Origin of the sequence: Altericroceibacterium spongiae (assembly GCF_003610805.1) — a bacterium.
Lineage (GTDB): Bacteria > Pseudomonadota > Alphaproteobacteria > Sphingomonadales > Sphingomonadaceae > Altericroceibacterium > Altericroceibacterium spongiae.
Window position 1 is genome coordinate 226,418 of sequence record NZ_RAPF01000005.1, and the last position, 13,817, is coordinate 240,234.

Genomic DNA, 13,817 nt, shown 5'->3' on the forward strand with positions numbered 1-13,817 from the left:
TTGCCCGGAGCGCCGTCAACCGGCCTCGGCTTGCGGTGTCCGGACTTGCATGCCTTTCCTTCTGTTGCGCCAGTACCCCAGAGCAATGAGGGCGAGCGTAATGATTTGCCCGGCTACCGGTTCAAGTGCCGGTGCAATGCCTAGGATCGGAACGCGGGGCAGATTCGGAAGCGGGGTGATCCCCAAAAGTCCGGCTTCCTGGAGGCCCGAGATGCCCTTCCCGGCCAGAACGACGGCAAGAATGCCGATCAGGATCGAGCTGTAGGCGAAGAAGGTTCCGATCGGCAGTCGCCGACTGTAGCGCAGCATCGCCCAGGCGATCAGCGCCAGCAACACGATTGCGGAGGCGGCGCCGACAAAAATTGCGTCGGCATGACCCTGGGTCCAGAGCGCTGCGAAGAACAGGATCGTCTCGAAGACCTCCCGGTAAACCACGAGGAACGCCAGCCCGAACAGAAACCATGCGGACCTGCGCGACAGAGCGTGCTGCATGGTCTTCTGGATATAGCGTTGCCATTCGCCGGCCTGCGACTTGCCGTGCATCCATATGCCGACCGACAGCAGGACGAGAGCGGCAAAAAGCGATCCGAACCCCTCCACCAGCTCGCGGCCCGCACCACTCACTCCGATCAGGTAGGTCGCTGCCACCCACGTCAGGGCTCCGGCCCCAAGAGCGGAGAGCCATCCGCCATGGACGAAGGGCAGAACTTCGGTTCTCTCGGCCTTGCGCAGGAACGCGATCATCGCGATCACGATCAGCAACGCCTCGAGCCCTTCGCGCAACAGGATCGCAAAGGCTCCTGCGAATGCCGAGGCCTCACTGGCATTGTCCGGGGCGAGAACCGTCTCGGCGTGGTAGAAAAGAACGTCGAGCGCATTCACCCTTTGGGCGACGGCGGCCACCGGATCCCCGCGACCTATTGCCGCTCGAAGCTCGGCCATGCCGGTTTCGACAGATGCGAGCAGGTCTGCATCGCGCGTGCTTAAAACGGCTTCCAAAGGTTCGAAGCCATCGAGATAGGCCGAGAGCGCGAGTTCGCGCGCTTCGGCCTTATTACCCGCTTCGTAAGCGGCAAGACTTTGCTGCAAGCGTTCGCGTGCCAAAGCGAGTGAGCCGGTCGTATCGCTGGCCACGGCTTCGGGATGAGCCCGCAAATAGGCCATAACGGCATCGGCACGCTCGGTGCCGATCGCCTCGCCAAGGGCTGCCGGGGTAAGGCCGGATAGAGCGGCGAGGTCAGGAATACGCGCCCGGATTTTCGGATCGTCGTTCCAGATCCGTCTGCCGCGCTCTACATTCTCAAATGCGATCGACCCTGAATAATAGGCAAGGCTCCAGCGATCTTCCGCCGGGAGATCGGAAAAGCCCGGCATGGCCGTTCCTTCCAGCCCTTGTCCGATGACCTGATAGAGCGCGAAAGCGCTGCGCTCGCGGGCACGGATGACGTCGTCAAAAGCGATTGGCGGGGGATCGAGTCCCTCTGCGGCAGGGCCGTCGCCGCCACCGCTTGGGCCATGACAGCTTGCGCAGTTCTGGGCGTACAGTGCGGCACCTCGCGCGAGGTCGGGTGCCGCCTCGGGCGCAAGCGGAACGGGAAACGCCGCGATCAGCTCGCTTGCCAATCTGCGCGCGTCGCGCGCGACGACAGCAGGCTCCACCTTCGCCGAGATTGACTCGACGAGAGCCTCTGCGTCCGCAACCAGTTGGGCACGTTGCGCGTTTGCGGGCAGAGCAGCCATGCGTTTGGCTACCGAGGCAGAAAATTCCTGCATTTCGGCATATTCCAGCTCGTTCGTGACTTCACCGTCGCTGACGGCCTCAGTGTAATCCACGGCGATGTAATCGAGCAGGCGCCAGGTCGTCTGAACCGCGCCATGCGTGCCTGCAGAAGCGGGCATTGCGACTGCGATCGACAGGAAAGCGATCAATTGGACCGCAAAAGCACGTAGCGTCATTTGGAGGCGGCCTTTCCCTGTGCAGGAGCATGCTGCGCGCGAAGTTCCTCGGTCGCGCGCTTTACAATGAGGTAAGCCGAATGCAGGAAGATCAGGGCGATCACCGCCGCGACCAGCAGATCGGGCCAAGCTTGTCCGGTCCAGGCGACTAGGGCAGCAGCGATGATCACTCCGACATTGGCGATCGCGTCATTGCGGCTGAAAAGCCAGATCGCGGATACATGTGCGTCGCCTTCGCGAAACCGCATGAGCACAAGCGCCGCCGCGATGTTGACTATCAAGGCCGCGACCGCGATCCCGCCCATCAAGCTGGCTTCAGGCGCGACCGCGTTAAGCGAGCGCCAGACCGCCAGACCGATCACTCCAAGACCCAGCGCGCCCAGAAACAGGCCCTGTGCCAGCGCGACCCGCGCGCGCGTGCGGGCACTCCACGCAAGTGCCAGGATGCCGATCAGCGTGATCGATCCATCGCCGATGAAGTCGAGGGCGTCAGCCTTGAGCGCCTGGCTGTCCGCCAGAAATCCGCCGAAGGCCTCGACAATACCGAATCCCAAATTGAGCACGACCACTATCCAGAGCGCGCGGCGATAGGCCGGGTCCACACCTGCTCTTTGCGTATCGCCGGTGCAGCCACAATCCGATGTTTCATTTTCCAACATGGGACACTAGCTAGCACCTCCAGTGGCTGTAGAGGCAAGCTGCAATCGCGAATGTTTCGCGATGTTAAGTGTCTAAGGAGTAGATTCATGCTTATCGGAGGTTTGGCAAAGGCCACCGGGACCAAGGTCAATACGATCAGGTTTTACGAGGACATCGGACTGATGCCTGAACCCGAACGTACGGCAGCGGGCCAGCGAACCTATACGGAGCGGGATGTTAAACGACTGGCCTTCATCCGGCAGGCGCGCAAACTTGGCTTTTCCATCGAGGAAGCGCGCTCTCTCTTGGAACTAAAGAACACGCCAAATGGAAGCTGCGACAAGGCGGGCGATATTGCGAAACAACACCTTCTGAGTGTGGAAGATCGCCTTACCCGTCTGGAAGCTCTTCGCGCAGAGCTGGAAAACGTAGTGGTGTCTTGTACCGGCGGCGACGTGTCGGACTGCAAGATTATCGAGACACTTTCCCAATCCCGACCAAAGTCTGTGTCCGCAAAGCCAAAAAGGCGAAGCCATGCGTTTTCGTCTCTCTGAGCGGCGCTGCGGTGCAATTAGAAACTATGGAGAGCTGACGGATCACCTCGTGATGAAGGCGTTCCAATAATCTATTTCGCCACATTGAGAGACGACTGAAGCCCCGTAGGCGCGAAAAATCGCTTGCCCCTACAGTCGCTGGAGGGGTTATTTGGCAATCCGGATCCGGTTTAGGTTCGCTAGAGGCGCCAGGATGTTTGAACAGCATGGATTGATTTCCTTTAGAATTGTCGCCGCTGTTTTGGCGGTGGCGGCGCTAATGGTGTCGCCGGTGGCGGAAGCCGCTCAATGCGGCGATGAAATGTCTTCGGCAATCTATGCGAACCAAACGATTGATGCGGTTACCAGTGACGGATCTGAGCGAGATAGTCCGCAGCCCCAGGTCTGCGCGCATGGACATTGCCACCACCTGTTCGCAGCGTTGGTATCCAATAGTCATAGTCAAACGTTCGGCGAAACCGTCATCGTTACTACCTCCTTTCCAGACGTGAAAATCACTGGCGAGGCGCACGGCCTGCCCCAACGCCCTCCTCGAAGCTGACGGGTTGAATCGCGCTGTGCAACGCGGCGCACACCGGATCGTCAGCAGAGGAACTATACAGAATGTCAGCCATAAGTTGGCGGGATGCCTTGACTGCAGGGCTATCCCTCGTCGCCATTGCCACGCCCGTGGCAGCGCAGGAACAGGAGCTTCTGACGCTCGAGGATGCATTGAGCCGGACAGGCGTGGTCGGCGAAACTGCAGACCCCGAATTAAACCCGCGCATCGTCGGTCCGCGGGCGGAAGCCGAGGCAGCACAGGCGCTAGTCGGTCAGGCGCGGCTGCGGCCCAATCCTGAAGTATCGCTCGAGGTTGAGAACATCGCCGGTAGTGGTGCATTCTCGGGACTCAGCGCAACCGAATATACGCTTGCTGTCGGCCAGCAGCTCGAACTTGGAGGCAAGCGTGGCGCGCGCGTGGAGGCTGCACGGGCACAGGCGCAGCTGGCAGGCTTGCGAGCCGACCTCGCCGATGTCGAGCTCGGCTTTCTCGTTCGTGAGCGCTACGTTGCGGCAGTTGCGGCTGCCTCGCGTGTCGCACTCGCTCGCGATGTGGTTGAGCGGAACGAAGAACTCGCCCGCATAGCCGGTGTGCTGGTCGAAGTGGGCCGCGAACCGCCTCTGCGCGCATTGCGCGCAGAAGCGGCCCTGGCGGAAGCACGTGCCGAGCTTCAAGCGGCGCAAGCAGCCAGTCTCGCGGCGCGCACGGCGCTTGCCTCGCTTTGGAGCGACCAGGAAGCGCCGCCGCTCGTTCCGACCGACTTTCCCGAAATCGTGCCTCCGGGCATCGTAATGGCCTCGGCGACGGGCTGCAATTACAAGTAGCGCGAGCCGAAAGCACCGCCGCAGCCGCCGAGATCGATCGTGAGCGCAGCTTGCGCATTCCCGATCCTGTCGTATCCGCCGGTGTTCGCCGCTTTGAGGAAAGCAACGACAGTGCCTTTCTTGTCGGCGTCTCGATACCGCTTCCTTTCCGCAATCGGAACCAGGGTAACATCGCTGCTGCCGAGGCTAGGCTGCGGGCCGCCAATGCCCGCGAGGCAGTTGCGCTCGCTGACTTCGAACAGTCCATAACCCGCGCTCGTGCCGAATATCTTGCCGCCGAAGCGCGCGTCGAGACACTTTCCACGACATCACTCCCCCAGGCTGAAGAGGCGCTGCGGCTTGTTCGCATCGGGTATCGCAACGGTCGCTTTCCGCTGATCGAGGTGTTGAGCGCAGCCGAAGCGCGTGACGCCATACGCGAGGCGTTGATCGCCGCGCAGCAAGACCGGGGACAAGCTGCCGCCGAACTGATCAGGCTGGCCGCACAATGAGGAACCTCCCAATGAACCGCAGAAAACTGGCGATCGTCGCCGGAATCGTCATACTCGCCGCGGCACTGCTATTATTGCTGTGGCCTGACTATCAAGCTGATCCTCTTGCAGAAAACGAAGCCGCCGAAACTGAATTGCCAGAAGGCCTCGTTCTGATCGACGAAGAACAGATCCGCACGGCAGAGATCGAGGTCGCCGCAGTGCAGGCCGGTGCTGCAGTCGAACTGGTCTTCCCAGCGACCGTTGCGGCGAGCCCGACCGCAAGTGCAAGAATCGATGCGCGCGCTTCGGGCGTCGTCCGCAGCGTTGGCAAGACGCTTGGCGACTATGTCCGCCAAGGCGAGACTGTTGCGCGGATCGAAAGCGCCGATGCGGCGGCCCTCGCTTCCCAGCTTAGTTCCGCCCGCGCCCGCGTGACCGAGCTTTCGGCAGCCTATGAGCGGGAGCGTCGTCTTTTTGAAGCTAACGTGACAGCGCGCCAAGATCTCGAAGCGGCGCGCGCCAATCTTGACGTTGCCCGTGCCGAATTGAACCGTGCGCAGGCTGCTGTCGCTGCAGCGGGTGTAAGTGGTGATGGACGTTCGCTTGCGGTGACGAGTCCACTCTCGGGCCGCGTCACCGCTGCCCCGATCGTGCTCGGCTCGTTCGTCGATGCCGGTGAAGAACTCTACCGCGTGGTCAATCCGAACGGCCTTCAGGTAGAAGTTGCGCTGCCTTCCGAAGATGCCGCGCGCATTCAGCCTGGCGATGAAGCCGCGGTGATCGTGGGGGATGGCCGCGAGATCGGCGCACGTGTCCGATCGGTCACGCCTTCGCTCGATCCGGAGAGCCGCAGTGCCACCGCCGTGCTCAGTCTCACACGCGCTGTTCCCGGCCTCAAGCCCGGTTCGTTTCTCCAGGTACGCATTCGTCCTTCGGGCGAAGTCGACCAGAGCCGCATCGCGGTTCCAGAGGACGCCGTGCAAGTGCTCGAAGGGCGCGATGTCGTTTTCGTGCGCACACAGCGCGGGTTCCAGGCGCGTGAAGTGGCCACAGGCAGCCGGTCCGCCGGAATGGTGACGATACTGTCCGGTCTTGAAGCCGGACAGCGGATCGCGACCGACAATGCCTTTCTGCTGAAGGCCGAACTCGAAAAGGAGAACGTCGAAGATGACGACTGATCATGTATCGACGCCTTCGGATGAGGGCAGCCACCGCCATGGCCTGATCGGGATGGTGCTGGATATCGCCGTGCGTTTTCGCTGGGCGATCATCGCTCTAACCATACTTGCTGCGATCTACGGCGCGCTCAATTTGTTGCGTTTGCCGATCGATGCGGTGCCTGACATCACCAATACGCAGGTCCAGATCAACACCACCGCGCCTGCGCTCTCGCCTTCGCAGGTCGAGACGCAAGTAACTTTTCCCATCGAGACCGGATTGGCCGGGATTGAGGGCTTGGAGATGACTCGCTCGATCTCGCGCAATGGCTTCAGCCAGGTCACCGCTATCTTCGAGGAAGGGACCGATCTCTATTTCGCGCGGAGCCAGGTAAACGAGCGTCTTGCACCAATCGGTGCTTCGCTGCCTGAGGGAGCGGAGCCCACCATGGGGCCGATTTCCACCGGCCTTGGCGAAGTGCTGATGTATACGATCGAGTATGAGCACCCCGGCGGCAAGGGTGCGACCAGTGGCGGCCGGACAGGCTGGCAGTCCGATGGCAGCTTTATCACCGAACGTGGCGACCGCCTCGAAAGCGAAGTGGCCAAGGCGGCTTATTTGCGCACAGTGCAGGATTGGGTCGTCGCACCGTTGATGCGCTCCGTCAACGGAGTGGCCGGGGTCGACTCGATCGGAGGCTTCGAAAAGCAATTTCTGGTTCAGCCCGATCCGGCCCGTTTGACAGGTTACGGCCTCTCTTTCGACTCGCTGATCGATGCTCTCGAAGCGGCGAATCTGGCGGCAGGTGCCAACTTCGTCAGTCGCGCAGACGAGGCTCTGCTCGTAAGGGTCGATGCACGGCTCGGCGGGATCGCGGATATTGAACAAGCCGTCATCGCTACCCGCGAAGGTGTGCCTATCCGTATTGGCGATGTCGCCGATGTCGAAATCGGCGGCGATCTGCGAACAGGCGCCGCCTCGCTGAACGGCGAAGAAGCTGTGGTCGGAACGGTTTTGATGCGCAGCGGCGAGAACAGCCGCACGGTATCGGCCGAGGCGGCTGAACGGCTTGACGAAGTCCGCGCCTCGCTTCCTGCAGGGGTAGAGGCCGAGATCGTCTACAACCGTTCGTCTCTTGTCGATGCGACCATCGCAACGGTCGAGAGAAACCTGCTCGAAGGCGCGCTGCTGGTGATTGCAGTGCTGTTCCTAATGCTTGGCAATATTCGAGCAGCGATCATCACAGCTCTGGTTATTCCCGTGTCGATGCTGATGGCGGCGGTGGGGATGAACCGGCTCGGTGTTTCGGGCAATCTGATGAGCCTTGGGGCGCTGGACTTCGGGCTGATCGTCGACGGTGCTGTCATTATAGTCGAGAACAGCGTCGCGCGGCTCGCGGCGCGACAGCATCGCGAGGGACGCTTGCTCACGTTGGGCGAGCGGCTGACCGAGACGCGTCTGGCAGCGCAGGAAATGATCAAACCGACCGTTTACGGACAGGCGATCATCTTCCTCGTCTTCGCGCCGCTGCTCACTTTTACCGGGATCGAGGGCAAGACGTTCTCGCCTATGGCGATCACGATGATGCTCGCACTGGCTTCGGCCTTCGTGCTGTCGCTGACCTTCGTCCCTGCGATGATCGCGGTGCTGCTCAACAAGAAGCTTACCGAAAAGGAGGTCAAGCCCATTCGCTGGTCGAAGGAGCGTTATGGCCCAGCAGTTCGCAAGGCTATTGCGCGGCCCTGGCCGGTTATTGGCACCGGGGTCGGGATCTTCGCGGTCGCGGCTGTCACGTTTGGGTTTCTCGGTAGCGAGTTTACGCCGCAGCTCGACGAGAGGGATCTTCTGGTCCAATCGATACGCATTCCTTCGACTCCCATCGAACGCTCGGTCGAGATGCAAAGACGGCTTGAAGATCGGCTTGTTCGTTTTCCCGAAGTTGAACTGGTTTTCTCGAAAACCGGTACCGCAGAAGTGGCGAGCGACCCCATGCCCCCGAATATCTCCGATGCCTTCGTCATGCTTCGTCCGCGGGACGAATGGCCAGACCCCTCCAAGAACAAAGAAGAGCTTATCTCAGAGATTGAGGAGGATCTGGAAGGGCTGATCGGCAACCTGTACGAATTTACCCAACCTATCGAAATGCGCTTCAACGAATTGATTGCAGGAAGCCGCAGCGACCTTGCCGTCAAGATTTATGGAAACGATTTGGCGCAATTGACGACCGCAGCCGATGATGTCGCCGATGTTATGCGTGATGTCGAGGGTGCGGCAGACGTTCGCGTTCAACAGGTTAGCGGCTTTCCCACGCTCGACATCGCTTTTGATCGCCCGACCATCGCGCGATACGGACTGACTGTCGAGGAGGTGGCCCAATCGGTGGCGATCGCGCTTGGGGGACGGCCTGCTGGCCTCGTGTTCGAAGGCGATCGCCGGTTCGACGTCGTTGTGCGGTTGCAAGATGCCACCCGAAACGATTTCGACCAGCTCGGGGCTCTCCCGATCGTCCTTGAAAACGGTGTCACCGTTCCGCTGCGCACGCTGGCCGATTTTCAGGTGGTCGACGGCCTCGCGGAGGTCCGCCGCGAACAAGGGCGTCGGCTCGTGATCGTATCAGCCAATGTGCGCGAACGTGACCTCGGGTCGTTTGTTGAGGAAGCACAGGCCGGTGTCGCGGCCCAAGTTGATCTGCCGCCCGCATCTTTCATCGAATGGGGTGGCCAGTATCAAAACCTGCAAGAAGCACAGGCACGGTTAGCTATAGTTGTCCCTGTCTGCTTCGCCCTCGTTCTGCTCCTCCTGTTCATGGCGCTCGGCGGCTGGGTTCCGGCGCTTGCGGTATTCAGCGCCATACCCATGGCCCTCGCTGGCGGCGTCTTCGCACTGGCTTTGAGAGGCATGCCGTTTTCGGTGTCGGCCGCGGTCGGCTTCATCGCCCTGTCGGGCGTGGCGGTGCTCAATGGCCTCGTCATGATGACCGCCATCCGCCAGCGTCTGGAAAAGGGGATGCCGCTGGATGAAGCCATCGCCGATGGCGCGCTTGCGCGTCTGCGACCGGTGCTGATGACCGCACTGGTGGCCTCGCTCGGCTTCGTGCCGATGGCGATCGCCACCGGAACAGGCGCGGAAGTGCAGCGTTCATTGGCTACGGTGGTTATAGGCGGACTGATTACCGCAACTGCGCTGACTCTGTTCGTTCTGCCTGCAATCGCACGTCTCGTCCTGCACCGTTCGGATGACGAGCGCAGCTGGCGCGAGAAATGGTGGGACCGTTTGCGACGCAACGTAACGCGCGAAGAGCGGCGGGAATTAAAAGATGTGACATGACCGGAATGAGTTGGAGATGTCAAATGTTGAAAATTGCAGAAGACAAGCCGTCGTTCAGACTTCGAGCCCACGCAAATTCTCGAAGTTTCGACCACAACAGTCTTATGAGCCGGTCCATGCCGGTCGCTGCCAAAGCTTGGTGTCGCAGTGGAGGAAGTATCACATGAGCGGCGATGCAGAACTTGAGCTCGACACAGACGATAGGCGGCATACGCTTTGGATTGTCCTCTGGCTCAATGTGGCGATCGCTATAGGTTTTTTCGTTGTCGGCTATTTCGCTGATTCCAACGCATTGCTTGCAAATGGCCTGGACAATTCGTCAGACGCGATCGTCTATTTATTAAGCCTGCTGGCGTTAACCCGTTCTCGAACCTGGAAGCGCGGCGCCGCGCGCTTTTCCGGTATCATGCTCCTCATCTTCGCTGGCGGCGTCATCGCCGATGCCATTCGGCGCTTCCTCGAAGGCTCTGATCCCGGCGGTGTGATGATGATGGTGATGGCGGCGGTGGCAGGTGTGGTGAATTTGGTTTGCCTGCGAATGCTCCAGAACATGAAAAAGAAGGACGTCAATTTACGCGCTGCCACGACCTTTAGCTTCAACGATTTCATCTCTAACGGTGGGATCATCATTGCGGGCATCATCGTCATGCTTACCGGCGCGAACTGGCCCGATCTTGTCGTGGGCGTCGCCGTTGCGGGTATCGCGCTTTACGGCGGCATCGACATTTTGCGAGATGCGCATAAGGATCGCCATGACGAAGAGGGTACCGAGCACCGCAAGGGCGACGAATTTGGCAGATAACCGGCCAAGATGGTTATATTTGCGACGCGTTTGACATCCGGCTGCGAACCCTTGGTTATCTACATTGCTGATGCAGTCGGAACCCAAGCCTCCGCTATAAGAGGCGACGCTGGACAGAAATCTCAGAACGGGATAGCTTCTACGCCCCACAGGTGGCCGACATGCGCGGAACTAACACTCGGAATGCCTCGTTTCCTCCATTGAAAGCTCGATTACGAATGAGGAGATAAGCCATGAAAGCCCAAGATGTAATGACAGCTAGCCCCGCATGCTGCAGTCCATCGAGCACCGTGCAAGAGGCAGCTTCATTGATGGTCGATAATGATTGCGGCGAAATCCCCGTTGTCGATGATTCCGGTGCGTTGGTGGGCGTGGTGACCGACAGGGACATCGCCTGCCGCTGTGTTGCCAAAGGCAATTCCTCCGACCAACGCGTTGAGGAGGTGATGACATCATCACCTGTTACTGTCACCGCCGATGCAAGCGTCGACGAATGCTGCACCAAGATGGAAGACAATCAGGTTCGGCGGCTTCCGGTGGTCGATGACGAAGGCAAATGCTGCGGCATCGTTGCGCAGGCCGATATCGCCAGAAGCGCAGCTGAGAAGGAAACGGGTGACCTCGTGCGCGAGGTATCCGAAGCTAGTTCGGAGCCAGCTTCGGCGGGATGCTGCTAGTCGTAAAAGACTATTTATTTTACGCGCTTAAAGCGGACGGGGCGATCTGATCGGTCCCCGTCCGCAATCGCTCGTTACTTGCCAATCGCCTCGCCCCCGACTATCTCGGGCCGGTGAAGTTCATTCGTACCTTGACCTTGATCCTGTCCGTCGTCAGAACATTTGGCGCAGATCGCTGCGTAAATTAGCGGAGTGTGGGCCTCGTTCTGGGGTTGATATTAAGCGGCGAGCCTGCGGTGCTGCAAGCGCCGATGTTCGATGGTCTGTCGCTTGATCCTTTCGCGCTGTTTGATGATGGCGGGTGCCTTGCCGAGGTAGGTATCGGCGGGTGTCACGTTGTCGAGGCTCTCGTGGTAGCGGCGGTGATTGTAATGTTCGACGAACGCCTCGATCTCCTGCTCGAGATCGCCGGGCAGGAAGTAGTTTTCGAGAAGGATGCGGTTTTTCAGGGTCTGGTGCCAACGTTCGATCTTGCCCTGGGTTTGCGGATGGAACGGGGCGCCGCGCACATGGGTCATCTTCTGGGCCTCGATATATTCCGCCAGCTCGCCCGCGATGTAACTGGGACCGTTGTCGCTGAGCAGCCTGGGCTTGTGCAACACGGTGGCGCTGTCGCAGCCCGAAGCCGCAAGAGCGAGGTCCAGCGTGTCGGTGACGTCGCTGGCGCACATGGTGGAGCACAGGCGCCAGGCGATGATGTAGCGGGAGTAATCGTCGAGCACGGTCGACAGATACATCCAGCCCCACCCGATGATTTTGAAGTAGGTAAAATCGGTCTGCCACATCTCGTTCGGGCGTGTGGTCTGCGTGTGGAACGCCTCGGCCGCCTTGATCACGACATAGGCCGGGCTGGTGATCAGATCGTGGGTCTTGAGCAGGCGGTAGACCGTGGCTTCCGACACGAAGTAGCGCTTCTCGTCGGTGAAGCGCACGGCCAGTTCGCGCGGTGACAACTCGGTCTGCTCCAGCGCCATCTCGATGATCTGGCCGCGGATATCGTCCTCGATCCGGTTCCATACCCGGCTCGGCGCCGATGGCCGATCCTCCAGCGCCTCCGGCCCGCCTTCGCGGTAGCGGTCATACCAGCGGTAGAAGGTCCGGCGGGCGATGCCGAGCCCGTCCAGCGTGCGTTTGGCAGGCAGGTGCGACTGCTCGACGATCCTGATGATCTCGAGCTTCTCGGATGCTGGGTATCTCATGCGTCGTCGTCCCCATCCGCGATCATGCTTTTTTTAAGCAGGCGGTTCTCGATAGTGAGATCGGCCACGCATTCCTTCAGGTCGCGCGCCTCGCGGCGCAGGCCCTTCACTTCGTCCGTCGTGGCGGCACGGGCGGTGTCGCCCGCCAGGCGACGCTTGCCGGCTTCCATGAACTCCTTCGACCAGGTGTAATACAGGCTCTGCGCGATACCTTCCCGTCGGCACAGCTCGGCAATGCTGTCATCGCCGCGCAGGCCATCGAGCACGATCCGGATCTTGTCCTCGGCCGAGAAATGCCGGCGGGTCTGGCGCCGGATGTTCTTCACCACCTGTGCCGCAGGAGCCTTGGCTGGCGATTTTGCATTGGAGGATTTGGGCTTCATCTTCGTTCCTTCGTCACTACGACGAAGCCCAAATCCTCCTTAAATCACAACCTCAAATCTGTGCCATTGGTGCTGACGGCGGACAGCGGGGATCGTATCTACGTCAATGGCACGCAAAACGCGGTGTTTGACGCTCGGACCGGTCAGTTACGCTTGCGGATCCTCAATGGATCGAACGCACGCTTCTACGATTTCTCGCTGTCCGGTGGTCAGACCATGGAGCTCATCGCGAGCGATAGCGGCTTGCTGGATCGCCCGCATGCGGTCCGCTCGCTCAGGCTCGCACCGGGTGAGCGGGCGCAGATCCTCGTCGATCTTTCCGAAGGGCGCCCACTCAGCCTTGTGGCGACCAGTCCGGACAATTCGATGGGCATGATGGGAGGCGACGGCGGCGGTATGATGGGAGGCGGTATGGGCCGACGGCGCGACGATGCCCGGATGGACGAGCCGTTCCGCGCCCTCGATATCAGGCCCGCCGGCTCCTCGCCGCGAAGGATTCTTCCGCCGCAGCTTGCCGCGCTCCCAGCACTCAACCCTTCACTTGCAGTGCGAACCCGGCGGTTCGTGCTCGATATGGGAATGAGGGGCGGCGGGATGTCTATAAATGGTGCCAACATGGACATGAATGTCATCAACCAGCGGGTGCCCGTCGACCAGTGGGAGATTTGGGAGATCGCCAATGCCTCGATGATGGCCCATCCCTTTCATATCCATAATGCGCAGTTTCGCGTGATCGATCGCGGCGGCCGCACGCCGCCGCCGCTGGAAACGGGATTCAAGGATACGGTCGTCGTCAATCCGCGCGAGCAGGTGCGCGTGCTCCTGCGCTTCGCGGAACATAACGATCCGGACCTGCCTTACATGTATCACTGCCACATTCTCGAACATGAGGACGCAGGCATGATGGGACAGTTCGTCGTGGTGAAGAGCTAGAAAGGAGTTCGCATGAGCAAGGAGGACAGCGTTATTAAGGGCACAGCGAACGATCCGGTCTGCGGTATGCGCGTTACGGTCGAGGGCGCCAAACAGAGGCCCGCCACGAGGGCTCTGAGCATTATTCCTGTTCATCGCGCTGTCTCGACAAATTCGAGATTGATCCCGAGCTTTATCTCTCACGAGCGCATCTCGACGCGGTGGAGGACTTGCCGACCGGCATGATTTACACCTGCCCGATGCATCCCGAGATACGTTCAACGGAGGGCCATTCGGAGAGGTATTTTATTGAATAGCGCCCCGATCCACGAACAGCCATAGCAATCGATATCGACAATCTCTTCGATACGT

General features: G+C 60.3%; 12 protein-coding genes and 1 pseudogene. 10 read left to right on the forward strand and 3 right to left on the reverse strand.

The window, feature by feature from the left end:
- Positions 1–15: 15 nt before the first annotated feature.
- Both D6851_RS11280 and D6851_RS11285 read right to left on the reverse strand, forming a co-directional pair.
- Positions 16–1,956, reverse strand: coding sequence for a cytochrome c/FTR1 family iron permease (locus tag D6851_RS11280; protein WP_238474053.1), 1,941 nt, complete (start codon positions 1,954–1,956; stop codon positions 16–18).
- Positions 1,953–2,615, reverse strand: coding sequence for a cation efflux transmembrane domain-containing protein (locus D6851_RS11285; RefSeq protein WP_050775901.1), 663 nt, complete (start codon positions 2,613–2,615; stop codon positions 1,953–1,955). The genes D6851_RS11280 and D6851_RS11285 overlap by 4 nt, the downstream gene beginning before the upstream one ends.
- An 87-nt stretch (positions 2,616–2,702) precedes the next feature.
- Here D6851_RS11285 and D6851_RS11290 point away from each other — a divergent pair, with 87 nt between their 5' ends.
- From D6851_RS11290 to D6851_RS11320, 8 genes are all read left to right on the forward strand, one after another.
- The gene (locus D6851_RS11290; RefSeq protein WP_238474054.1) at positions 2,703–3,149 is read left to right on the forward strand and encodes a MerR family transcriptional regulator; all 447 of its coding nucleotides are present in this window, start codon (positions 2,703–2,705) and stop codon (positions 3,147–3,149) included.
- A gap of 193 nt (positions 3,150–3,342) precedes the next feature.
- A complete protein-coding gene (locus D6851_RS11295) occupies positions 3,343–3,690 on the forward strand; it encodes a hypothetical protein (protein ID WP_147395466.1) in 348 nt (115 codons plus the stop codon).
- Positions 3,691–3,779: 89 nt separating this feature from the next.
- Complete coding sequence (locus D6851_RS17770) at positions 3,780–4,514, forward strand: TolC family protein (RefSeq protein ID WP_183030073.1); 735 nt, start codon at positions 3,780–3,782, stop codon at positions 4,512–4,514.
- Between the two features lie 32 nt (positions 4,515–4,546).
- On the forward strand, positions 4,547–5,005 hold the full coding sequence (locus tag D6851_RS17775) for a TolC family protein (protein WP_238474066.1): 459 nt from the start codon (positions 4,547–4,549) through the stop codon (positions 5,003–5,005).
- Positions 5,006–5,016: 11 nt separating this feature from the next.
- A complete protein-coding gene (locus D6851_RS11305; RefSeq protein ID WP_120324996.1) occupies positions 5,017–6,165 on the forward strand; it encodes an efflux RND transporter periplasmic adaptor subunit in 1,149 nt (382 codons plus the stop codon).
- 43 nt (positions 6,166–6,208) lie between these two features.
- Complete coding sequence (locus D6851_RS11310; protein WP_147395470.1) at positions 6,209–9,472, forward strand: efflux RND transporter permease subunit; 3,264 nt, start codon at positions 6,209–6,211, stop codon at positions 9,470–9,472.
- Between the two features lie 163 nt (positions 9,473–9,635).
- Positions 9,636–10,274: a cation diffusion facilitator family transporter gene (locus tag D6851_RS11315; RefSeq protein WP_120324998.1), complete on the forward strand. Its 639-nt coding sequence runs from the start codon at positions 9,636–9,638 to the stop codon at positions 10,272–10,274.
- Positions 10,275–10,525: 251 nt separating this feature from the next.
- Positions 10,526–10,951: a CBS domain-containing protein gene (locus D6851_RS11320; protein WP_238474067.1), complete on the forward strand. Its 426-nt coding sequence runs from the start codon at positions 10,526–10,528 to the stop codon at positions 10,949–10,951.
- Between the two features lie 218 nt (positions 10,952–11,169).
- Here the strand turns inward: D6851_RS11320 and D6851_RS11325 are convergent.
- Positions 11,170–12,533 (reverse strand): IS3 family transposase gene (locus D6851_RS11325; RefSeq protein WP_120325000.1). Its coding sequence is split into 2 segments (ribosomal slippage): positions 11,170–12,183 and positions 12,186–12,533, totalling 1,362 coding nucleotides; the frame shifts between segments, so codons are not numbered across the junction.
- 69 nt (positions 12,534–12,602) lie between these two features.
- Here D6851_RS11325 and D6851_RS11335 point away from each other — a divergent pair.
- Together D6851_RS11335 and D6851_RS18360 are read left to right on the forward strand one after the other, a co-directional pair.
- Positions 12,603–13,466, forward strand: a complete 864-nt coding sequence (locus tag D6851_RS11335) for a multicopper oxidase family protein (protein ID WP_238474068.1) — start codon at positions 12,603–12,605, stop codon at positions 13,464–13,466.
- Between the two features lie 12 nt (positions 13,467–13,478).
- Positions 13,479–13,723 (forward strand): annotated as a pseudogene (locus D6851_RS18360) (YHS domain-containing protein); the annotation flags it as partial.
- Between the last annotated feature and the right edge of the window lie 94 nt (positions 13,724–13,817).

Bases quoted from the DNA above. Each gene is read 5' to 3' on its own strand.
- D6851_RS11285 (WP_050775901.1), bottom strand. From the start codon at position 2,615: ATGTTGGAAAATGAAACATCGGATTGTGGCTGCACCGGCGATACGCAA.
- D6851_RS11320 (WP_238474067.1), top strand. From the start codon at position 10,526: ATGACAGCTAGCCCCGCATGCTGCAGTCCATCGAGCACCGTGCAAGAG.
- D6851_RS11290 (WP_238474054.1), top strand. From the start codon at position 2,703: ATGCTTATCGGAGGTTTGGCAAAGGCCACCGGGACCAAGGTCAATACG.
- D6851_RS11315 (WP_120324998.1), top strand. From the start codon at position 9,636: ATGAGCGGCGATGCAGAACTTGAGCTCGACACAGACGATAGGCGGCAT.
- D6851_RS11295 (WP_147395466.1), top strand. From the start codon at position 3,343: ATGTTTGAACAGCATGGATTGATTTCCTTTAGAATTGTCGCCGCTGTT.
- D6851_RS11305 (WP_120324996.1), top strand. From the start codon at position 5,017: ATGAACCGCAGAAAACTGGCGATCGTCGCCGGAATCGTCATACTCGCC.
- D6851_RS11280 (WP_238474053.1), bottom strand. From the start codon at position 1,956: ATGACGCTACGTGCTTTTGCGGTCCAATTGATCGCTTTCCTGTCGATC.